Source organism: Chelativorans intermedius, from assembly GCF_025398255.1.
Lineage (GTDB): Bacteria > Pseudomonadota > Alphaproteobacteria > Rhizobiales > Rhizobiaceae > Chelativorans > Chelativorans intermedius.
In genome coordinates, this window is record NZ_JAODNW010000001.1 from 369828 (window position 1) to 392175 (window position 22348).

Genomic DNA, 22348 nt, shown 5'->3' on the forward strand with positions numbered 1-22348 from the left:
CGGAGGTCAGAAGACCGCCTTCATCGCCTTCGCCGTGGCATCGACGATGCTCTCCGCCTCCCCGCGCGTCAGGCAGAGCGGCGGGGCAAAGCCCACAATGTCGCCCTGCGGCATGGCGCGGCCGATCACGCCCTGTTCCAGAAGTGCCGCGGCCACCTTCGGGCCGATCTTGCTTGCCGGATCGAAGAAGCGGCGGTTTTCCCGGTCCTGCACGAACTCCACGGCGCACAGCATGCCTTCCCCGCGCACCTCGCCCACATGGGGATGGCCGCCCACGGCATCGCGCATGGCGCCCAGCAGATAGGCGCCTGTCTCGCCGGCGTTTTTCACGAGATTCAGGCTGTCGATGAGTTTCAGATTGGCGATGCCGGCGGCCGCGCCGATGGGGTGGGCGGAGTAGGTCCAGCCATGGCCGATGGGGCCATATTCGTCCGTGCCCCGCTCCAGGACTGCCCACATCCTTTCGGACACGATGGAGCCCGAAAGCGGCGCATAGGCCGAAGTCAGCCCCTTGGCGATGGTGATGAGGTCCGGCTCGAGGCCATAGTGATGGGAACCGAACATGGAGCCCAGCCGGCCGAAGCCCGTGACCACCTCATCGGCGATGAGAAGGATGTCATGCTTCCTCAAAACCTTCTGGATGGCTTCCCAGTAGCCGGCCGGCGGCGGCACGATGCCGCCGGTGCCCAGTACCGGCTCGCCGATGAAGGCGGCGATGGTATCCGCCCCTTCGCGCTCTATCAGCGCTTCGAGCGCGGCCACGCAATGGGCGGTGAAGTCCTCCTCGCTCATGGAGAGGTCGGGGCGGCGGTAATAGTAGGGGGCCTCGGTGTGGATGACCTGGGCAAGCGGCAAGTCGAACTTCTTGTGGAACAGCTCCAGCCCCGTCAGCGAGCCGGTCATCAGGCCGGAACCGTGGTAGCCGCGCCAGCGCGAGATGATCTTCTTCTTCTCGGGGCGTCCCAGAATGTTGTTGTAGTACCAGACCAGCTTGACGTTGGTCTCGTTGGCGTCAGAACCGCCGAGGCCGAAATAGACCTTCGACATATTCTCGGGCGCACGCTCCAGGATCATCCTGGCAAGCGTGATCGACGCCTCGGTGCCGTGGCCCACATAGGCGTGGTAATAGGCCAGCTCCTTCGCCTGCTCGGCGATTGCCTCGGCGATTTCCTGCCGGCCATAGCCCACATTCACGCAATAGAGCCCGGCAAAGGCATCGAGGAGGCGCTTGCCGTCGCGATCCTCGATATAGACGCCCGAGCCGCCCGTCACGATGCGATTGGGCGATTCGCCACGCGCGTGCTGGGCGAGATGGGTGGAGGGGTGGAAGAAGTTCTCCCGGTCCCACTGGTCGAGCTGGTCGTTCTTCAGCAGCATGTTCGTCTCCTATCTTACGGTGGGCCCGAGGGGCGTTCTGGTCAGCACTTCCGGCCCTTCCGGCCCGAGCAGCACGGCGTTGGAGACGAAGAAGTCTCCCTTGCCGGTTCCCATCAGCCAGGAGAGGATGTGGAAGCTCATGCCCTCGCGGATTTCGAGGTCGGAATCGTGTCTCAGGCCGGTGACGCGGTTGCCGCCGGTCCAAGAGGGCGGGAAGCCGATGCCCACGCAATAGCCGCAATGGTGACGGCGGTAATGGGAAAGGCCGGCCTCGTCGACCACCGCCTGCCAGGCGGCATAGACATCGCGCGCCAGGGCGCCGGGGTGCAGCGCGGAAAGCACCGCGTCGAAGGCGCGGCCTGCGACTTCGGCCATGCGGGCGTCCTCGTCGCGGATGGCGCCGACATGGACGAGCCGACCGAGCGGGGCGTGATAGCGGCTGACGCAGCCCGAAAGCTCGATGAACACCGGCTCGCCAGTGCGATAGACGCCGTCGCCCCAGGTGGTGTGTTCCTCGTCCAGCCTTCCGCCGGGGCGGATGAAGGGGCCGAAACCCGGCACCTCGCCGCCGGCGCGGATCATGGCGGCATGACATTCGGCCACCACGTCGCGTTCGCCCGCGCCATCCCGGATGGCCTCGATGGCCGCCTGCGCGGCGATGTCGGAGATGGCGGCGGCGCGGCGCATGAGATTCTGTTCGAGCGGCGACTTGACGAGGCGCAGGTGATCCACGAGGCCGGTCACGTCGACCCAGTGGATGTCGGGCAGGCTCTCGCGCAGCGCGTGGCCGAAGCCATAGGAGTGGCCCGCTGACCAGGTTTCCACGCCGATGCGCATGGCGCCGTCGGCCTGCCCCTCGATTTCTGCCACCACGGCCTTGAGGACAGCGCGCGAGCGCTCCCTGGCGGCAAAGGAATCCTTCAAAAGCCGCACGGCCAGATCGGCCGCCGTTTCATTGTCGGCATGGCCGTGGAAAAGGGCGTTGCGCACCTGCTTCTCGATCGAGACGCGCTCCATCTGGCGGGTGACGAGCACCATGTCGCCCTCGGCGGGAACGACGAGCAGGTGCGGAGCGAAATAGCCCCAATGGTCAAGGCCGGTCAGATAGAAGATGTTCTCCGGCGTCGAGACGAGCACCATGTCGAGACCGCGCTCGGCCATGGCCGCGCGCACGGCCGCAAGCCTTCCGCTCAATTCTTCGTCGGTGAAGGGATTGGCGAACATGACCGGGCCTCAGCGCGTGTCGGTGCAGACATATTTCACATTGGTGAACGCCTCCATCCCCATGCGCGCGCCCTCGCGGCCAAGCCCGGCCTGCTTGACGCCGCCGAAGGGGATCGGCGCACCGGTGATCTTCGTGCGGTTGACCGCCACCATGCCGAACTGCAGCGCCCGCGAGAGGCGGGCGATGCGGCCGGCATCGCGCGTGTGCAGATAGGCGACGAGGCCGGTCTCGGTGTCATTGGCGCGTGCCAGCACGTCCTCCTCCGCGTCGAAGGGCGCGAAGGCGGCAACGGGGCCGAAGGTCTCCTCGTGGAAGACGAGGGCATCGTCCGGCACGTCGGCAAGCACCGTGGGCAGGAAGAAGTTGCTGCCCGCCGCAGCCCGCTCACCGCCGACGAGCAGGCGCGCGCCCTTGTGCACCGCGTCGGCCACGTGCTCTTCCTGCTTCTTGACCGCGCGTTCGTGGATGAGCGGGCCGATGTCGGGGTCGGCGAGCCCGGGGCCCAGGCGCAGCGCGCGCACCCTCGTGGCGAATGCCTCCACGAATGCCTCGTAGATGGGGCGCTCGATATAGAAGCGGTTGGCGGCCAGGCAGTCCTGGCCCGAGGTCGCAAACTTCGCCGCCATCGCGCTTTCCACGGCGCGCTCCAGATGGCAGTCGGCAAAGGCGATGAACGGGGCGTGGCCGCCAAGCTCCATGACAAGCTTCTTCACCGTCGGGGCGGACTGGCCGTAGAGCAGGCGGCCGATCTCGGTGGAGCCGGTGAAGGAGAGAATGCGCACGTGGCGCGAGGCGGTGATGGCGCCCACCACCTCCGCCGCCCTGCCGGTGAGCACGTTGAAGACCCCGGCGGGCAGGCCGGCGCGCTCGGCAAGCTCTGCCAGCGCCAGCGCCGAGAAGGGCGTCTCGGAGGAGGGATGGGCGACCACGGTGCATCCCGCGGCAAGAGCGGCAGCGGCCTTGCGCGTGAGCATGGCCGAGGGAAAGTTCCACGGCGTGACGAGCCCGGCCACGCCGGCGGGCTCGCGCATGATGCGCATCTCGGCGTCCGGCAGGTGGGAGGTGACGCTCTCGACGTTCAGCCGCCTGGCCTCCTCGGCATAGAACTCGACGAAGGAGGCGGCATAGTCGATCTCGCCGCGCGCTTCGGAAAGCGGCTTGCCCTGCTCCAGCACCATGATATGCGCCAGATCCTCGCGCGACTCCATGATGAGGGCATGCCAGCGCTTCAGCCGCTCTGAGCGCTCCTGCGGCAGGCGCGCGGCCCAGCCGGAGAAAGCCCGCTGCGCGGCGGCGATCGCTGCGTCCGCCTGGGCAGCGGTCAGCGCCGGCACGCAGCCGATGCGGCTGGCATCGGCGGGATTCACCACGTCGATGGCGGCATCGCCGGGGGCAGCGATCCAGCGACCGTCGGCATAGGCGTATTCGCGGAAGAGGCGGGGGTCGCGAAGGGCTGAAAGCTCGGTTTTCTCAAGGGCTGCAAGGGCGGACATCGGCTCACTCCCTGGGCGATTCCATCGTTCGCTCTGAGATGGGGTTTGCGACGGCAAATTTTCCGATGGAATAAGCGCCCGTTGCCGATGATTCTTCTGAGTTGACGGAGGCGCGCCGTCAGTTCTTCTGCCGCGCGCCCGCCGATTCCAGAAGCGTTTCCAGCGGCATCGCCCTGGGCTGCTTGACCGGCTTGGTCACGATGTAGGTGAAGTAGCGCACAAGCCCGACGCGCGCCTCCAGGAGGCGGTCGACCAGGCGCTGATAGGCGTCGATGTCTCGGGCGACGACCTGCAGGATATAGTCGAATCCGCCGCCCACCGCCCAGCAGCCGACGATCTCATCCACCTTCTGCACCCAGCGCTCGAAAAGCTGGAAATTCTCCGCCCGGTGCCCTTCGAGTTCCGCCGCCATGAAGACGACGATGTGCGGCGCGATGCGGGCGAGCGCCACCTCGGCGCGATAGCCGGTGATGATGCCGGCTTTCTCCAGCCGCTTGAGCCGCTCGAAGCAGGGGGCAGGCGTGAGATTGACGCGCTCGGCCAGCGCCGCCTTGGAGATGCGGCCCTCCCTCTGCAGTATGGAGAGGATCTTCAGGTCGCGGTCATCGAGCTTGAGCATGGAGGCGTGGTCCTGGGCCGTCGCGGTGTTTTGCCCCCATTGGCCGGCAATTTCCAGATTCAGCTTTCGATCACGCGGCCCGCGCCCGCTGCCCGGGCGGCGGAAAGGGCATGGGTGGCGATGGCGGTGTCCTGCGCGCCGGTGCCGGTAAGGTCGCAAAGGGTGATCTGTGCCTCGTCCGTGCGCCCCGGCTGTCCCTGCACGATTGCGCCGAGCTCCCGCGGCTGGCCGCCCTTCCATTGACCGGCTGCGATGGCGGTGCGCAGCTCGCCCAGCTTCTCGCACTGGCTGGCACGGTCGGCGACATAGAGGTCGACGGCCGCGATGGCCTTCGGGTCGATCTCGTTCTTGCCTTCCTGGTCGGAGCCCATGGCCGTGATGTGCAGGCCGGGGTGCAGCCATTCGGCCTTCAGGATTGGTTCTTCCGCGGGCGTGGTCGTCACCACGAGCTGGCTTTCGGCAACCAGCCGGGCGGGGTCGGCCTCGGCGTGGGCCTCGATGCCGAGATTTGCCGCCAGATCGCGGGCGCAGGACTGCGCCTTCCGCGCATCGCGCCCCCACACCAGCACGCGGCTGAAGGGGCGTACCAGATGGGCGGCGGCGATCTGCAGGCGCGCCTGCACGCCGGTGCCCATGACGCCGGCCGTCTGCACGGTTGCGGGCGCCAGGTGGCGGGCGGCCACCGCACCGGCAGCAGCGGTGCGTACGTCGGTGAGATAGCCATTGTCGAGCAGCAGCGCCTCCACAAGGCCCGTCCTGGCCGAAAACAGGATCATCAGCCCGTTGAGGCTGGGCAGGCCCAGCTTCGGATTGTCGAAGAAGCCGGGGCTGACCTTGATGGCAAATCCGTCGAAACCGGGAATATAGGCCGTCTTCACGTCGACCTCGCCATTGGCTTCGGGAATTGCCATGGAGAGGATGGGCGGCATGATGACCTTGCCGGTGCCGAGGGCGGCAAAGGCTTGCTCCACCACGTCGATGGCCTCCATGTCGAGGCGGACGGCCTTGCGCAGCTCGCTCTCGGTGAGGATGAAGATGTCATTCGCCATAGGGGGACCCTTCCAGAAGATCGCCGCCGAGCCTGACGCTGCGGCCGTTCACGATGTCGGTAAAGACCTTCATGTCCACATTCCGGCCGGTGACGATGTTGGCCACCGGTCCCTTCACCACGCCGAGCCTGCCCGACATCAGGGCCGCCGCACCCACCGCGCTCGCCCCTTCGCAGACGATGCGGTCCTCGTAATAGTGGGCCTGCATGGCACGGTAGATTTCCTCCTCCGACACCAGCACGACCTCGTCCAGATGCTGCCGGCACAGCGCGAAGGTGTGGCGGTTCGCAAGCCCGATGCCGCCCCCCAGCGAATCGGCAAGACTCGGCACCTCGGCAATCTCCACAGGCCGACCCACCTGCAGCGCGGCATGCATGGCCGCGCCGCGCTCCATCGAGATGCCGACGACGCGGATCGACGGCTTCATGCGCTTGAGCGCGAAGGCGATTCCTCCGGCAAGCCCGCCGCCCGAAAGCGGGATGAGCACGGTTTCGAGCGCCGGCAATTGTTCGACCAGCTCCAGCCCGATGGTGCCCTGGCCGGCAATGACGGGCAGGGCATCGAAGGGCGCGATCTCGGTCAAACCTTCCTCGCGCACCAGCCGATCCGCCTCGACCTGAGCCTCGTCCTGGCTGTGGCCGACGATGCGAACTTCGGCGCCCAGCGCCTTGATGCCGTCCACCTTGGCCTGCGGCACGAGGCGCGACATGCAGATGACGGCGCGAATGCCGCGCCGCGCTGCGGCATAGGCCACGCCGCGGCCGTGATTGCCGGTGGAACAGCAGGTGATACCCGCCGTATCGTCAGGCAGCAGCCCGAGGGCATTGGCCGCCCCGCGCAGCTTGAAGGCGCCGGTGTGTTGGGCAAGCTCCAGCTTCAGAAAAACCTGCGTCCCCGCGCGCTGCGACAGGAAAGGCGAGGGGACGAGCGGTGTGTCGAGCACGGCGATGCCGGCGATGCGCCGGCGCGCGGCCACGATGTCTGCCAGCGAGAGAGACGACACTAGGAAGCCTCCAGCACCGCGCTCAGGAACTGCCTCGTGCGTTCCTCCTTCGGCGCGCTGAAAATCTCCTCCGGTCTGCCGGATTCGACGATCTGGCCGCCGTAGAAGAAGCAGACCCTGTCCGCAAACTCCTTGGCGAAACCCATCTGGTGCGTGACCATGAGCATGGTCAGGTTGTGTTCCTTGCCCAGCTTGCGGATGACATTCAGCACCTCGCCGACCAGCTCGGGATCAAGGGCGGAGGTCACCTCGTCGAACAGCATCACCTTGGGCCGCATGGCGAGCGCCCGCGCAATGGCCACGCGCTGCTGCTGGCCGCCGGAAAGCTGGCTGGGATACTGGTGCTTCTTGTCGCTCAGCCCCACCATGTCCAGGAGTTCGGCCGCGCGCTGCTCGGCCTCCTGCCGGGACAGGCCCAGCACGTGGATGGGCGCTTCCATGCAGTTCCTGAGCGCGGACATGTGCGGGAACAGGTTGAAGTGCTGGAACACCATGCCGATCTTGCCGCGCACGCGGCGCAGATAACGCTCGTCCGCGGGCACCAGCCTGCCGTTCTTCGGCATGTGGGTGAGCGGTTCGCCGTCGACATAGATGATGCCGTCGTTGATGCGCTCCAGCGTCATCAGCATGCGCAGCACCGTCGTCTTGCCGGAGCCCGACGGCCCGATGATGGCGACCTTCTCGTCGGGTGCAATCTCCAGATTGAGCGAATCGAGCACCGTGAGCGCACCATAGCGCTTGGTCACATTCTCGAACTTGACCATGGGGGTCGTCATCGTTCGCCTCCGGGGTTGCGCAGGGAGCGGTTGAGCCAGGCTTCCACCTGCCGGATAAAGGCCGCGGCCACCAGGCTCATCACCAGGAAGAAGCCGCCCACCAGGGTGATGGGCTCGACATAGCGGAAGCTTTGCGAACCGAGAATTTTCGCCGTCTGCATGAGCTCCAGCACGGCGATGGCCGAAAGAAGCGGCGTCTCCTTGAAGAGCGCCACCAGATAGTTGCCGAGCGCCGGCACCACGGGCGGAATCGCCTGGGGGATGATGATGTCGCGAAAGGTGATGTAGGGGCTCAGATTGAGCGCCGTCGCCGCCTCCCACTGGCCGCGCGGCACGTTTTCAAGCCCTGCGCGGTAGACCTCGGAGCAATAGGAGCCGTAATGCAGGCCGAGCGCGATGACGCCCGCCGTCATGGCCGGCAGCACGATGCCGAACTCGGGAAAGACGAAGAAGATGAAGAAGATCTGGATGAGCACCGGCGTGGAGCGGATGAACTCGACGAAGCCCGCCGTCGGCACCGAAATCCAGCTTGTTCTCGACATGCGCATGATGGCCAGCACGAGGCCCAGCGTGGCCGCCAGGGCAAAGCCCAGGAGCGTGGCCTGAATGGTGACCAACGAGGCCCTGAGAAGGGCAGGGGTGATCTCCCAGACATAGTTCCAGTCCCAGAACATGGGCGCTACCTCCCCCTCGCAATGCCGCGCGCGGCGAAGGTTTCCAGCGTGCGCGTGCCGACGGTGATCAGCACCGAGATCGCAAGATAGACGATCAGCACGATGGTGAAGATCTCCACGGTGCGGAAGGTCGTCTGGTTCATCTGCTGCGCCTTGAAAGCAAGGTCGGAAATGGTGATCAGCGACACCAGCGCGGTGGCCTTCAGGAGCTCGATGAACAGATTGCCCCAGGGCGGGATCATGGCCACGAACGCCTGCGGCAGGATGATACGCCTCAGCGCAAGCGGCCGCGACATGTTGAGAGCGACGGAGGCCTCCCACTGGCCGCGCGGTACCGCGTTGACCGCGCCGCGCACTACCTCGGCCCCATAGGCCCCGACATTGAGACCGAGCGCGGCGATGGCCACCGTCATCGGCCCGAGATTGACGCCGAAATGCGGCAGCACGAAAAACAGCCAGAAAAGCTGCACCAGCGCCGAGGTGCCGCGGAAGACCTCGATATAGGCAACGGCCAGCCAGCGCAGCGGCAGCGGTCCGTACATCTTTGCCATGGCCGCGACAAGCGCCATGACGACGGCCAGAAGGCAGCCGCCGAGCGTGATCTGTACAGTGACCCAAGCGCCTTCGAGAAGACCTGGAATGAATTCACGGAAACCCGCGAAGCTGGCGACGGCCAGTCCGGCGGTGAAGAAGACGATCGCGCAAACCGCGAGCTGGCGAAGCTGCATCGCGTAAACCCTGAAATCCCACTGGCGGCGGCGCAGGCGTCCGACGCCCGGCCCCACTTGACGTTCGGCTCCGCAGGGGCCCGGTGCGGATTGTCACGCCGGCGCGACCGCAGAAGGGCGCGCCGGCGCGCAGGTTCGGATGCCGGTCACTCGCCGGCGCAAAGCTCCTCGGTGGTCTTGTTCGGCAGGTAGCCCTCGCCGAAGCCGAACTGGGAGACGAGCTCGATATGCTCCTGCGTGCCGATGAACTCTTTCAGGTGCCGGTTGAACTCCTCGTAGAGGTCGGTGTCCTCCGGCCGGAAGGCGAAACCGCCATGGCCCTTCACCGATTCGCCGGCCACCTCGCCGAAGGGCGGGGTCGACTCCACACCCTCGTTGTTCTCTGCCATGCGGGCGATGGAAAGGGCGGTCAGCGCCGCGGCATCCGCACGGCCGGACTTCACCGCGCTTACGAGGCTTGCCTGGTCGGGCAGGATGACAAGCTGGTCCTGCGGCACGCCCGCGGCCTCCGCATAGCCGGCCTCCACGGCACCGGCCATGACGGCGAGCTTCACGTCGCTGTTCTCGGCCACGCTCGAATAGTCCACCAGATTCTTCGGATTGCCCTCGGCCACCAGGAATGCCTGGCCGATGCCATAGGAGGGCTCGGAGAACTGCACCTGCTGGCAGCGCTCGGGCGTGATGAACATGCCGGCGGCGATGATGTCGAAGCGGCCCGCCTTGAGCCCCGGAATGAGCGAGCCGAACTCGGTGAGAACGCCGTCCACCTCGTTGATGCCCATCTTGGCGAGGATGGCCTTGGCCACTTCCGGCGCCTCGCCGGTCAGCCGGCCATCGGGCGTTGCATAGCCATAGGGAGCCTCGTTTGCGAAGCCGACGCGGATATAGCCCTGCTCCTTGGCGCGCTCCAGCGTGGTCTGCGCGGCGGCCGAACCGAGCATGGCGGCAATGGCACCCAGGGCCACCATTCCCTTCAGAACCGTGCGTCTCATGTTCTCTCCCCTGTTTTTGATGAAAATGAAATTGCTGGCCGGAAGAGCCTGTTGTATACAACATCACGCAGGCTGCCGGGTTGTCAACGACCTTCAAGCCAGCAGATGTTTCAGAGGACGTTCCCAACAATTCGGGTCAGCAACATTTGTGCACAACTCGGCCGCCCTTGCGGGCGTGATGCCGCCGGGAACGCCGGGAGGGTGCCGTGGTTTCGGAGGTCAAGAATTGCCCGCATCCCAATTGCCTTTCAGCATCCAGGAATATGCGAACCGCCTGGAGAAGACCCGTCTTGCGATGGAGGCCAAGGGGATCGACATCCTGTTTGTCGAGGACCCTTCCAACATGGCATGGCTGACCGGTTATGACGGCTGGTCCTTCTACGTTCACCAGGGCGTCCTGGTCTTCAAGGATGCCGATCCCATCTGGTGGGGCCGGGCCATGGACGGCAACGGCGCGGTGCGCACCTGCTACATGGATGACGAAAGGGTGCTGCGCTATCCCGACCACTATGTGCAGGCCAATACGCTGCACCCCATGCAGCATCTGGCCGAGGTGATCCGCGCGCATGGCTACGCCAACAAGCGCATCGGGCTGGAGCTGGAGAACTACTACTTCTCCGCCAAGGCCTATCTGGTGCTGCAGGAGGAGCTGCCCGACGCCAAGTTCGTCGATGCCACGGCGCTGGTCAACTGGCAGCGTGCCGTCAAGTCCGACGAGGAGATCGCCTTCATGCGCCGGGCGGCGCGCATCTCGGAGAAGATGATCGACGGAATCGTCGAGCGCATTGAGCCGGGGATGAAAAAGAACGACCTGGTCGCCGAGATCTATGCCGATGCCATCCGCGGCGTCGACGACGACTGGGGCGAGTACCCCGCGATCGTGCCGCTTCTGCCTTCCGGCTCCGACGCGGCGGCGCCGCACCTGACATGGGACGGACGCCGCTTCGAGGAGGGGCAGGCCACCTTCTTCGAGATTGCCGGCTGTTATCGGCGCTACCACGCGCCCTTCTGCCGCACGGTCTTCCTCGGCAGACCGCCGCAATACATGCTGGACGCCGAGAAGGCCCTGGTCGCCGGCATCGAAGCCGGGCTCGACATGGCACGGCCGGGAAACCGGGCCGGACAGGTGGCTGAGGCACTCTACGGCGAGCTCGAGAAGGCCGGCATCCGCCGCGACGGGCGCTGCGGCTATTCGATCGGGATTTCCTATCCACCCGACTGGGGCGAGCGCACGATCTCGCTGCGCCGCGAGGACGAGACCATTCTCGAACCCGGCATGACCTTCCACTTCATGCCGGGCCTGTGGATGGCCGACTGGGGGCTGGAGATTACCGAGAGCATCCTGATAAAGGAGGAAGGCCCGGCGGAGACCCTTTGCAAGCGCCCGCGCGAGCTGATCGTCAAGGAATGAGCCTCTAAGATGCCCGATCTTGCGCGGACCCGGCAGATTCTGGCCGATCTGGTGGCCTTTCCCACGGTGTCGGCCGACAGCAATCTGCAGCTCATCGCCTATGCGGCCGAGATTCTCAGCGACCTGGGGGCGCGGCTGTCAATCCACCACGACGGGACGGGCACCAAGGCCAATCTCTTTGCCACATTGGGGCCGGAAGGCGATGGCGGCATCGTGCTCTCGGGCCACACCGACGTGGTGCCCGTGGAGGGGCAGGAGTGGACGGGCGATCCGTTCACCCTGCGCGAGGCGGGCGATCGGCTCTACGGCCGCGGCACCTGTGACATGAAGGGCTTCATCGCCTGTTGCCTGGCGATGGCGCCCTCCTTCGCCGAGGGCACGCTCAGGCGGCCTCTGCACTTCGCCTTCACCTATGACGAAGAGGTGGGCTGCTTCGGCGCCCGCGCCCTGATGGAGGAGATCGACCGGGCGGACATCCGCCCGGCAGCGGCCATCATTGGCGAGCCCACGATGATGCGCATCATCGAAGGGCACAAGGGCTGCTACGAATACACCACAGAGTTCCGCGGGCTGGAGGGACATGGCTCGGACCCGGAGCGTGGCGTCAACGCGGTGGAATATGCCGTGCGCTATGTCTCCCGCCTCATGGCGCTGGCGGAGGATCTGAAGGGCCGCGCACCGCCCGACAGCCGCTTCCGGCCGCCATGGACCACATTGCAGGTGGGGCTCATGCAGGGTGGCTCTGCGCGCAATGTCATTCCCGGCCATTGCATCGTGGAATGGGAGATGCGGCCCGTGCAGGAGGCCGATGCCGATTTCGTGAAAGAAGGCATCCAGACCTATATCGACACGGTGCTGCGCCCGGCGATGAAGGCAGTGTGCGCGGATGCCGACATCGTGACCCGTGTGGTGGGCGAGGTGGAGGGGCTGGAGCCCGCGGCCGAATCGGAGGCGCGGCGCATCGTCTGCGCGCTGACCGGCCTGACGGAGGCCGAGGTGGTGTCCTTCGGCACCGAGGCGGGGCTGTTTCAGCGCGCCGGCATCTCCGCGGTCATCTGCGGCCCCGGCTCCATCAAGCAGGCGCACAAGCCGGACGAGTTCGTCTCGCGGCAGCAGCTTGCCGCCTGCCTGGAGATGCTGGAGCGGCTGGCGCGAACGCTGAGGTGAGCGGCCGATGAACAAAGGCAGCGAGTCGCGTGCCCGCTTCGAGCGCATCTACCGCACGCTGCGCCAGCGCATCTGCCTGCTCGACTACCCGCCTGGCCGACGGCTGCGGGAGGAGGACCTGGCCGAGGAGTTCAAGACCAGCCGCACGCCCATCCGCCGCGTGCTGGCCCGGCTCGAAGACGAGGGCCTGCTGCGTTCCGTCCATGGCGTCGGCACCATCGTCACCGACATTCACATCGACGATCTGCAACAGGTCTACCAGCTGCGCGTGGAGCTGGCCGAGCTCATCGGCAAGCTGGCGCCGGTGATGCCGGACCGGCGGACCATCGAAGAGTTCCGGGAGCTTGAGGCGCGCGGCAGGGCCCTTGCCAAGCGGCCGGACGCGCGCGAGTTCGCCCGCCTCAACATGGAATTCTTCCATCTTCTGATGACGCTGACGGCCAACGAGCCGCTGCGCGAGATTTCCGAAAGGCTTTATTACCAGACGACGCGCAACTGGCTGAAAACCGCCTCGCGGCTGGCCCAGTATCGCGAGATGCTGAGGAACGAGATCCGCTTCTTCCAGCGCGAGATGGCCGACACGCTGGCGGCCATCGAAACAGGCGATCTGCAGGTGGTTGGCCATGTCCGGCGCGCCCATGTGGCCATGAGCTTCGCGCGGCTTTACGCCGAGGCCCATCCCGTGGTCTGTAACGAGCAGAGCTGAGAGGCCTGCCAGGCGGGCCGTGCCGTCTTGACCTTCCAGTTGCTGGAAAGCCTATCTGCACGCCGGAAGCGATTGCGGAGAGCCAGATGCACAAAGCACACGATACCGTCCACAACGATCAGGAAACGGTGGTCCGCGACCCGGTCTGCGGCATGACGGTCGATCCCGCGGTGGGCAAGCCGAGGCTGGAGCATGCCGGACACACCTACCATTTCTGCAGCACGTCGTGCCATGGTCGCTTTGCCGCCGACCCCGAAGCCTATCTGAAAGCCAGGGACCCGGTCTGCGGCATGGAGGTGGAGCGCGCCACGGCACGCCATTTCCATCGCCACGAGGGGCAGGCCCACTATTTCTGCTCGGCGGGCTGTGCGGAAAAGTTCGCCGCCGATCCCGAGCGCTATCTGGGGGAGCGGGCAAAGCCCGAACCGATGCCCAAGGGAACCAAATACACCTGTCCCATGCATCCCGAGATCGTCGAGGACAAGCCGGGAAGCTGTCCCCTGTGCGGCATGGCGCTGGAGCCGATGGGAGTGCCCACCGGCCAGGAGGGCCCCAACCCGGAGCTTGTGGACTTCACCCGGCGGCTGTGGGTGAGTGCGCTCATGGCCGCCCCGCTCGTCATCATCGCCATGGGCCCCATGCTGGGCCTGCCGGTGCGCCACTGGTTGGGCGAGAGGCTCTCGGTGTGGCTTGAGCTTCTTCTGGCAAGCCCCGTGGTGCTGTGGGCGGCCGCGCCCTTTTTCGAGCGCGGCTGGCAGTCGATCCGCAACCGCAGCCCCAACATGTGGACGCTGATCGCCATCGGCGTCGGCGCGGCCTATGGCTACAGCGTCGTGGCGACGCTCTTCCCGCAGGCTTTCCCCGCCTCGTTCCGCACGCACGGGGGCACCGTGCCGGTCTATTTCGAGGCGGCGGCGGTGATCGTCGCGCTCATCTTCGTCGGCCAGGTGCTGGAGCTGAAGGCGCGGGAGCGCACAGGCTCCGCCATTCGCGCGCTTCTCGACCTTTCGCCGAAGACGGCGCGGCGCATCGACGCCGATGGCAAGGAGAGCGACGTTCCGCTGGAGGCCGTGAAGGTGGGCGATCTCCTGCGCGTGCGGCCCGGCGAATCGGTGCCTGTGGACGGCGTCGTGGAAGATGGCCGCTCGTCCGTCGATGAATCGATGATCTCAGGCGAGCCCGTGCCGGTGGAGAAGCAGCCGGGCGACCGGCTGACCGGTGGCACGCTCAACAAGAACGGCACGCTGGTCATGCGTGCCGAGCGGGTGGGCGATGAGACGATGCTGGCCAGGATCGTCGAGATGGTGGCGGCGGCCCAGCGCTCGCGCGCGCCCATTCAGGGAATGGCCGACCGCGTCTCGGCCTGGTTCGTGCCCGCCGTGGTGCTGGTGGCCGTCGTCGCCTTTGTCGTGTGGGCGCTCTTCGGCCCGTCGCCCAGCATGATCTTCGCCATCGTCTCCGCGGTCTCCGTGCTCATCATTGCCTGCCCCTGTGCGCTGGGGCTCGCCACGCCGATGTCGATCATGACGGCGACCGGACGCGGGGCGCAGGGCGGCGTTCTTATCCGCGACGCCGAGGCGCTGGAGCGCTTTGCGCGGGTGGACACGCTGGTGGTGGACAAGACAGGCACGCTGACGGAGGGTCGCCCGAGGCTGACCGACGTCATCCCTGCCGAAGGAATGGAGCGGGGCGAGCTTCTGTCCCTGGCGGCGAGCCTTGAACGCGGGTCGGAACATCCGCTGGCCGAGGCGATCGTGGATGGTGCGGAGGCCGAAGGCGCGAGGCTTGCGGAGGTGAAGGACTTCGAGGCAGCCACCGGCAAGGGCGTGACGGGCACGGTGTCCGGCCGGCGCGTGGCGCTCGGCAATGCGGCGATGATGCGCGATCTGCAGGTCGATCCCGGTCCGCTGGCGGCCCGCGCCGAGCGCCTGCAGGAGGAGGGCAAGACGGCGATGTTCGTCGCCCTCGACGGTCGGCCTGCCGGTCTCATTGCCGTTGCCGATCCCATCAAGGAGACGACGGCGGAGGCCATCCGCGCGCTGCACGATCTCGGCCTGACCATCATCATGGCCACCGGCGACAATGCGCGCACGGCGCGCGCGGTGGCCGGGAAGCTCGGCATCGACGAGGTGCGCGCGGACGTGCTGCCGGAGGACAAGAAAAGGCTGATCGACGAGCTGCATGCCAAGGGCGCCAGGGTGGCGATGGCGGGCGACGGGGTGAACGATGCTCCAGCGCTGGCCGCCGCGGATGTGGGAATCGCCATGGGAACGGGCGCCGATGTGGCGATGGAAAGCGCCGGCATCACGCTGGTGAAGGGCGATCTGCGGGGCATCGTGCGCGCCCGCAGGCTGGCGCGGGCAACCATCCGCAACATCAAGCAGAACCTTTTCTTCGCCTTCGTCTACAACGCGGCAGGCGTGCCGATTGCCGCCGGTATCCTCTATCCGGTGTTTGGCGTTCTCCTGTCTCCCATGATCGCCGCTGCGGCGATGAGCCTGTCCTCGGTGTCGGTGATCGGCAACGCGCTGAGGCTGAGAAAGCTGCGCCTGTAGCGGCGCGGCCGGGAAAAAAGCGGGCGGAGCGATTTTTGCATTGCACAAGCTTTGTGCATGCGCAAAATAAAGGCATGTTGCCCCGCTCGCTTTCCGTTCTGGTCATTGACGAAAACACCGTGCGCGCCGCCATCATCGAGGCGGGGCTGCGCGAGGCCGGGCATGAGCGTGTCACCGTGGTGCACGATGTGAACGGCATCGCGCAGCGCATCGCGGCGATTGAGCCGGACGTCATCGTCATCGACCTGGAAAATCCCAATCGCGACATGCTTGAGAACATGTTCAGCCTGTCGCGGGCGGTGAAGCGGCCCATTGCCATGTTCGTGGATCAATCCGACCAGAGCGCCATCGAAGCGGCGGTGGATGCCGGCGTCTCCGCCTATGTGGTGGACGGGCTCAGGCAGGAGCGCGTCAAGCCCATCGTGGACATGGCGATCAGCCGTTTCAACGCCTATTCGCGCATGGCGCGCGAACTGGAGGAGGCGAAGAGCGCGCTCGAAAACCGCAAGCTGGTGGACCGCGCCAAGGGCATTCTCATGCGTTCCAAGGGGATCTCGGAAGAGGAGGCCTACGCGCTTTTGAGGCGCACGGCGATGAACCAGAACCGCAAGATATCGGAAATCGCCCAAAGCCTCATCCTGGCTTCCGGGCTGCTCGACGAATGAGGCGTACCATGGCCGATCATCACATCACTGCCGGATTTCTGCCGCTCATGGACAGCGCCATACTGGTGATTGCGCGTGAGAAGGGGTTTGCCGCCCAGGAAGGGATTGCCCTTTCCCTGGTGCGCGAAACATCCTGGGCCAGCATCCGTGACCGCATCGCGGTCGGCCACTTCGACGTGGCGCACATGCTTGCGCCCATGCCGATCGCCGCCAATCTGGGGCTCACACCCATGCGCCTGGAGCTGGTGGCGCCTTTGGCGCTTGGCCTTGGCGGCAACGCCGTCAGCGTCTCCAACGCCCTGTGGCGCGCCATGGAGGAGGCAGGGGCGACCGGACCGGAGGCGCCGGCTGCCGTCGGTGCGGCGCTGCGCAGGGTGATCGGCAAACGCAGGTCGGAAGGCGCGGAGAGGCTGCGCTTCGGGGTGGTGCATCCCCACTCCGGGCACAATTTCGAGCTCTGCTACTGGCTGGCTGCCTGCGGTATCCAGCCGGGGCGCGACGTGGAAATCGCCATCGTGCCGCCGCCGCTGACGGCTGATGCCATCGCAGCGGGCCGTATCGACGGTTTCTGCGTCGGTGAGCCATGGAACAGTGTGGCCGTGGCGGCAGGCCATGCGCGCATCGCCACGGTGAAGGCCGCCATATGGAAATCGAGCCCGGAAAAGGTGCTGGGCGTGCGTGCCGAATGGGCGCAGGCGCATGAGGACACGCTTGCCCGCCTGCTGCGCGCGCTCTATCGCGCCGCCGAATGGTGCGGAGAGGCCGAAAACCGCGGCGAGCTGGCGGCGATCCTGTCGGGCGCAGCCTATCTCGACCTGCCTGCACGGCATGTGCTCGGCGCCCTCGAGGGGCGGCTGGAGACGGGCGGCAGCATCCACCGGGTCGACGATTTCTTCCTTCCCGTGCAGAAGGCGGCGACCTTTCCCTGGCAGAGCCACGCGCTGTGGTTCTATTCGCAGATGGTGCGCTGGCGCCAGGTGGCGCACAGTGCGGAGAATGCCGAGCGTGCCCGACGCACCTTCCGCCCGGACATCTATCGCGCGGCCCTCGGCCCGCTGGGGGTGACGCTGCCCTCGGCGAACATGAAGGTGGAAGGCGCGTTGACCGGCCCCACTCCCGTTGGGTCGGCTTCCGGGCGGCTCATCCTGGGTCCCGATGGCTTCTTCGACGGCGCGGTGTTCGACCCCGCCGAACTGGACGCCTATATCGCCGCGCAGTCGCGCTCCCATAGTGTTGCCTGAAATATAGGCATTCTCTACATCTGCCTAAAATTTGTTCGCTGCGATGCAACATTAGACAGCATCCGCCCTCCGCATTTGCAGCCTGGCGCGTGGCGTATTTCCATAAGTACTTGAAATTAAAAGATTTCAAGAATCGCCCTCGGTTTGGCACGCTTCCTGCATGGAAGATGTCGGGTCCAGAGGGGACACCAACAGAAAGCGTCCAAGGAAGGGCGCTCGGGCAAAGCTGCCGATCGGGAATCGCCGCCGTGACCGCGGGCGCGTGATTTCTGACCGGCAGCTTTTCTTTTGCGTGAACAGCCAACCAGGGGACCGACTTCCCGACGGCCCCACGGAGACAGCGATGAAGAAAACCATGACCGCCCATGCTTGCCAAAACCGGGTTCTCGGCGCCGTGACAGCGCTCGCGCTGGTTTCGGCCGCAACGATGGCGGAAGCCGAGATGCTCGACGTGGAGAAGGACGAGCTCACCTTCGGCTTCATCAAGCTCACCGATATGGCGCCGCTCGCCGTCGCCAAGGAGCTCCATTACTTCGAGGATGAGGGGCTCTATGTCACCTTGGAGCCGCAGGCCAATTGGAAGGTGCTGCTCGACCGCGTGATTACCGGCGAGCTCGACGGCGCGCACATGCTTGCCGGCCAGCCGCTGGCGGCGACGATCGGCTTCGGCACCAAGGCGCACATCGTCACCCCCTTTTCCATGGACCTGAACGGCAACGGCATCACCGTCTCCAACGAAGTGTGGGAGATGATGAAGGAGCATGTGCCGATGGGCGAAGACGGCAAGCCGGTCCACCCCATCAAGGCCGATGCCCTGAAGCCCGTGGTCGATCAGTTCAAGGCGGAAGGCAAGCCCTTCAACATGGGCATGGTCTTTCCCGTCTCCACCCACAATTACGAGCTGCGCTACTGGCTCGCCTCGGGCGGCATCCACCCCGGTTTCTATTCGAAGACCGATGTCTCCGGCCAGATCAAGGCCGATGCCTTCCTCTCCGTGACGCCGCCGCCGCAGATGCCCGCCACGCTGGAGGCTGGAACCATCCACGGCTATTGCGTTGGCGAGCCGTGGAACCAGCAGGCCGTCTTCAAGGGTATCGGCGTGCCGGTCATCACCGATTACGAGATCTGGAAGAACAATCCCGAGAAGGTGTTCGGGCTGACGGCGGAGTTCGTGGAGAAGTATCCCAACACAACGCTTGCCATCACAAAGGCGTTGATCCGCGCCGCCAAGTGGCTGGACGAGAACGACAATGCCAACCGCATGGAAGCGGTGGAGATCCTCGCGCGGTCCGAATATGTGGGGGCGGATGCCGAGGTCATCGCCAACTCGATGACCGGCACCTTCGAATATGAGAAGGGAGACAAGCGGGCAGTGCCCGACTTCAACGTCTTCTTCCGCTACTTCGCCACCTATCCCTACTACTCGGACGCCATCTGGTACCTCACCCAGATGCGCCGCTGGGGGCAGATCGCAGAGCACAAGCCGGACGATTGGTATCACGAAGTGGCCAGAACCGTTTACCGGCCCGACATCTATCTGGAAGCCGCCAGGATGCTGGTGGAGGAGGGATTGGTCGACGAGGCCGATTTCCCCTGGGACTCCGACGGCTATCGCGCGCCGACACCGGCCGCCGACATCATCGACGGCATCTCCTACGACGGCCGCAAGCCCAACGCCTACATCGATTCGCTGCCCATCGGCCTGAAGGCCAATCAGACGGTGGAAGGCACCGAGGTCGTCGGCGGCTGAAAGGCCGTATGAAAGGGGCGGGGGCCGAGGGGCGCCCGCCGAACGAGAAGCACACCCAAGGAACCCGACTATGACGAATGCGAGCGATGCCATTGCAACCGCCGCCGGGCGGGAGGCGCGCAGGGAGCGCCTCTTCACCCGCATCAACAAGGCTGCCGGCTGGCTGGACGCGCTGGGACTGTCCTGGTTGACCCCGCTCCTGAAGATCGCCGCCGGCGACAGCCCGCGCGAACAGTTCTCCGAGCTGAAGCGGGTGCTCCTCGTGCCGCTCGTCGGGATCGGTCTCTTCCTCGCCGCCTGGGGTATTCTCGCTCCGCAGGTGCAGACCTCGCTGGGCGCCATTCCCGGCCCGGTGCAGGTGTGGCAGCAGGCGGTCAACCTGTGGGAGGACCACAGGGCCGAGCGGCAGAAGGCTTTGGAGTTCTACGAGCGCCAGGAGGCGCGCAACGCCAAGCTGATTGCGGACGGGCGGGAAGACCGGGTGAAGTGGCGCGACTATACGGGCCGGCCGACCTATCTCGACCAGATTGCCACCTCGCTGCTGACGGTGGGGCTCGGCTTCGCCTTCGCCACGCTGGTGGCCGTGCCGCTCGGCATTGCCTGCGGCCTGTCGCGCACGGTCAACGGCGCGGTCAACCCGCTGATCCAGATCTTCAAGCCGGTTTCGCCGCTGGCGTGGCTGCCCATCGTCACCATGGTGGTCTCGGCACTCTATGTGGATACGGTGGATTGGTTGCCGAAGTCGCTTCTGATCTCGGCGATCACGGTCACGCTCTGCTCGCTGTGGCCGACGCTCATCAACACCGCGCTCGGCGTCGCCTCCGTCGACAAGGATCTGATGAATGTCGGCCGCGTGTTGCAGCTTCCAACGGCCAGGATCATCACGAAGCTGGTGCTGCCCTCCGCCCTGCCGTTGATCTTCACGGGGCTTCGCCTGTCTCTCGGCGTCGGCTGGATGGTGCTGATCGCGGCGGAAATGCTGGCGCAGAACCCCGGCCTCGGCAAGTTCGTGTGGGACGAGTTCCAGAACGGCTCTTCGCAGTCGCTTGCCAAGATCATGGTGGCGGTGCTGACCATCGGCATCATCGGCTTCCTGCTTGACCGGCTGATGTATGCGCTGCAGCGCGCCTTCACCTTCTCGGCAAACCGCTAGGAGGCGAGGATGGCATTTCTGGAAATCTCCGGGCTTTCCAAGCACTATGGCGAGGGTGCAAGGCGCAATCCCGTGCTTACCGATATCAACCTGAAGGTGGCGGAGGGCGAGTTCATCGCCATTGTGGGCTTCTCGGGCTCGGGCAAGACGACGCTGATTTCGGCGCTTGCCGGGCTCGTGAAGCCCGATGCCGGGGGCGTCATCTTCAAGGGCAGGGAAGTGGACGGGCCGGGGCCCGAGCGTGGCGTTGTCTTCCAGTCCTATTCGCTGATGCCCTGGCTGTCGGTGGAAGGCAATGTGGCGCTCGCCGTCGATCAGGTCTTCAAGGCAAGCCCCCGGGCGGAGCGCCGCGCCATCGTCGAGAAGTACATCGAGATGGTGGGCCTCTCCCATGCGCGCGACCGCAGGCCGGCCGAGCTGTCCGGCGGCATGCGCCAGCGGGTGGCCGTGGCGCGGGCGTTGGCCATGCAGCCGCAGGTGCTTCTCATGGACGAGCCGCTGTCGGCGCTCGACGCGCTGACGCGCGCCAAGCTGCAGGACGAGTTCGCAGCGATCTGCGAACAGGAGAAGAAGACCATCATCCTGGTGACCAACGATGTGGACGAGGCCATCCTGCTGGCCGACCGCATCGTCCCGCTGACGCCGGGGCCGGACGCCCGTTTCGGACCGGAGTTCAGGGTCGATCTGCCGCGCCCGCGCGACAGGGCGGCCATGAACTCGGATCCCACCTTCATCCGCCTGCGCGCCGAGGTGACGCAGTATCTCATGGAGATCGGTGCTGCGCGCGGGGCCGATGTGGAGCGCGAGATCGTGCTGCCCAATGTCGTGCCGATCACGCAGGCGGGGCGGCCGCCCGGTGTCCGTGAGGCGGCGGCCAGACATCCGCTGAAGGAGCGCTATCTGGAGTTCAGCCAGCTCAAGAAGGTCTATCCCACGCCCAAGGGGCCGCTGACAGTGGTCGACGGCTTCGACCTGAAGGTCGCCAGGGGCGAGTTCATCACGCTGATCGGCCATTCGGGCTGTGGCAAGTCGACGGTGCTCACGATGGCCGCTGGGCTGAATCCCATTTCCGAGGGCGGCATCATTCTCGACGGAACCGAGGTTTCGGGAGCCGGGCCGGAGCGGGCCGTCGTCTTCCAGTCGCCCTCGCTGATGCCCTGGCTGACGGCCTATCAGAATGTCGAGCTCGGCGTCGACAGGGTCTATCCGGGTGCCAGCAGGGCGGAAAAGCGGGACGTCATCGAATACTACCTTGCGCGCGTCGGTCTTGCCGATGCCATGCACCGGCTGGCCTCCGACCTCTCCAACGGCATGAAGCAGCGCGTCGGCATCGCGCGCGCCTTTGCGCTCTCTCCCAAGCTGCTCCTGCTCGACGAGCCCTTCGGAATGCTCGACAGCCTTACCCGCTGGGAGCTGCAGGACGTGCTCATGGAGGTGTGGGCGCGCACGCAGGTTACCGCCATCTGCGTCACCCACGATGTGGACGAAGCCATCCTGCTGGCCGACCGGGTGGTGATGATGTCGAACGGCCCGAACGCCAAGATCGGCAACATCATGGAGGTGGATCTGCCGCGCCCGCGCTCGCGCGCCGCGCTTCTCGCACACCCCGACTACTACGCCTATCGCGAGGAGCTTCTGGAGTTCCTGGAGGCTTACGAGGGCGGGGCGAACCCCGGCGAAGAGCAACTTCGATCGATCAGTGAAAGGCGGGCGGCACGCATCGCCCGCCAGAAGGAAACGCGCCTTGCTGCAGCGGAGTGAACC

General features: G+C 65.9%; 19 protein-coding genes. 9 read left to right on the top strand and 10 right to left on the bottom strand.

Annotated elements, in window-relative coordinates:
* Window positions 1-6 precede the first annotated feature (6 nt).
* From NYR58_RS01870 to ehuB, 10 genes are all read right to left on the bottom strand, one after another.
* Window positions 7-1374, bottom strand: a complete 1368-nt coding sequence (locus NYR58_RS01870; RefSeq protein ID WP_261518841.1) for an aspartate aminotransferase family protein — start codon at window positions 1372-1374, stop codon at window positions 7-9.
* Window positions 1375-1386: 12 nt separating this feature from the next.
* Window positions 1387-2601: a M24 family metallopeptidase gene (locus NYR58_RS01875; RefSeq protein WP_261518699.1), complete on the bottom strand. Its 1215-nt coding sequence runs from the start codon at window positions 2599-2601 to the stop codon at window positions 1387-1389.
* Window positions 2602-2610: 9 nt separating this feature from the next.
* Window positions 2611-4095, bottom strand: a complete 1485-nt coding sequence (locus NYR58_RS01880; RefSeq protein WP_261518700.1) for an NAD-dependent succinate-semialdehyde dehydrogenase — start codon at window positions 4093-4095, stop codon at window positions 2611-2613.
* Between the two features lie 118 nt (window positions 4096-4213).
* Window positions 4214-4714, bottom strand: coding sequence for an Lrp/AsnC family transcriptional regulator (locus NYR58_RS01885; protein WP_261518701.1), 501 nt, complete (start codon window positions 4712-4714; stop codon window positions 4214-4216).
* Window positions 4715-4773: 59 nt separating this feature from the next.
* Complete coding sequence (locus tag NYR58_RS01890; RefSeq protein ID WP_261518702.1) at window positions 4774-5763, bottom strand: cyclodeaminase; 990 nt, start codon at window positions 5761-5763, stop codon at window positions 4774-4776.
* Window positions 5753-6766, bottom strand: a complete 1014-nt coding sequence (gene eutB, locus NYR58_RS01895) for a hydroxyectoine utilization dehydratase EutB (RefSeq protein WP_261518703.1) — start codon at window positions 6764-6766, stop codon at window positions 5753-5755. Before eutB ends, NYR58_RS01890 begins: the two co-directional genes overlap by 11 nt.
* Window positions 6766-7542, bottom strand: coding sequence for an ectoine/hydroxyectoine ABC transporter ATP-binding protein EhuA (gene ehuA, locus NYR58_RS01900; protein ID WP_315903314.1), 777 nt, complete (start codon window positions 7540-7542; stop codon window positions 6766-6768). Before ehuA ends, eutB begins: the two co-directional genes overlap by 1 nt.
* Window positions 7539-8216 (bottom strand): ectoine/hydroxyectoine ABC transporter permease subunit EhuD, encoded by a 678-nt coding sequence (gene ehuD, locus NYR58_RS01905; protein WP_261518704.1) that lies wholly within the window; start codon window positions 8214-8216, stop codon window positions 7539-7541. The genes ehuA and ehuD overlap by 4 nt, the downstream gene beginning before the upstream one ends.
* Before the next feature lie 5 nt (window positions 8217-8221).
* The gene (gene ehuC, locus NYR58_RS01910; RefSeq protein ID WP_261518705.1) at window positions 8222-8944 is read right to left on the bottom strand and encodes an ectoine/hydroxyectoine ABC transporter permease subunit EhuC; all 723 of its coding nucleotides are present in this window, start codon (window positions 8942-8944) and stop codon (window positions 8222-8224) included.
* A gap of 146 nt (window positions 8945-9090) precedes the next feature.
* Entirely contained in the window at window positions 9091-9936 is an 846-nt protein-coding gene (ehuB, locus tag NYR58_RS01915) for an ectoine/hydroxyectoine ABC transporter substrate-binding protein EhuB (RefSeq protein ID WP_261518706.1), read from the bottom strand.
* Between the two features lie 226 nt (window positions 9937-10162).
* Here ehuB and doeA point away from each other — a divergent pair, with 226 nt between their 5' ends.
* The 9 genes from doeA to NYR58_RS01960 all read left to right on the top strand — a co-directional run bounded on the left by doeA (window position 10163) and on the right by NYR58_RS01960 (window position 22345).
* The gene (gene doeA / locus NYR58_RS01920) at window positions 10163-11347 is read left to right on the top strand and encodes an ectoine hydrolase DoeA (RefSeq protein WP_261518708.1); all 1185 of its coding nucleotides are present in this window, start codon (window positions 10163-10165) and stop codon (window positions 11345-11347) included.
* A 9-nt stretch (window positions 11348-11356) separates the two neighbouring features.
* The gene (gene argE / locus NYR58_RS01925) at window positions 11357-12514 is read left to right on the top strand and encodes an acetylornithine deacetylase (protein ID WP_261518709.1); all 1158 of its coding nucleotides are present in this window, start codon (window positions 11357-11359) and stop codon (window positions 12512-12514) included.
* A gap of 7 nt (window positions 12515-12521) precedes the next feature.
* Window positions 12522-13220, top strand: coding sequence for a GntR family transcriptional regulator (locus NYR58_RS01930; RefSeq protein WP_261518710.1), 699 nt, complete (start codon window positions 12522-12524; stop codon window positions 13218-13220).
* Between the two features lie 86 nt (window positions 13221-13306).
* A complete protein-coding gene (locus NYR58_RS01935; RefSeq protein WP_261518711.1) occupies window positions 13307-15775 on the top strand; it encodes a heavy metal translocating P-type ATPase in 2469 nt (822 codons plus the stop codon).
* Between the two features lie 74 nt (window positions 15776-15849).
* Window positions 15850-16440 (top strand): ANTAR domain-containing response regulator, encoded by a 591-nt coding sequence (locus NYR58_RS01940; protein ID WP_261518712.1) that lies wholly within the window; start codon window positions 15850-15852, stop codon window positions 16438-16440.
* An 8-nt stretch (window positions 16441-16448) separates the two neighbouring features.
* Window positions 16449-17681 carry a CmpA/NrtA family ABC transporter substrate-binding protein gene (locus NYR58_RS01945; protein ID WP_261518713.1) on the top strand — a complete coding sequence of 411 codons (1233 nt, stop codon included), beginning with the start codon at window positions 16449-16451 and terminating at the stop codon, window positions 17679-17681.
* Between the two features lie 343 nt (window positions 17682-18024).
* Window positions 18025-19431 carry a CmpA/NrtA family ABC transporter substrate-binding protein gene (locus NYR58_RS01950; protein ID WP_261518714.1) on the top strand — a complete coding sequence of 469 codons (1407 nt, stop codon included), beginning with the start codon at window positions 18025-18027 and terminating at the stop codon, window positions 19429-19431.
* Window positions 19432-19501: 70 nt separating this feature from the next.
* On the top strand, window positions 19502-20584 hold the full coding sequence (locus tag NYR58_RS01955) for an ABC transporter permease (protein ID WP_261518718.1): 1083 nt from the start codon (window positions 19502-19504) through the stop codon (window positions 20582-20584).
* A 9-nt stretch (window positions 20585-20593) separates the two neighbouring features.
* Complete coding sequence (locus NYR58_RS01960; RefSeq protein WP_261518720.1) at window positions 20594-22345, top strand: ABC transporter ATP-binding protein; 1752 nt, start codon at window positions 20594-20596, stop codon at window positions 22343-22345.
* The last annotated feature ends 3 nt before the right edge of the window (window positions 22346-22348 follow it).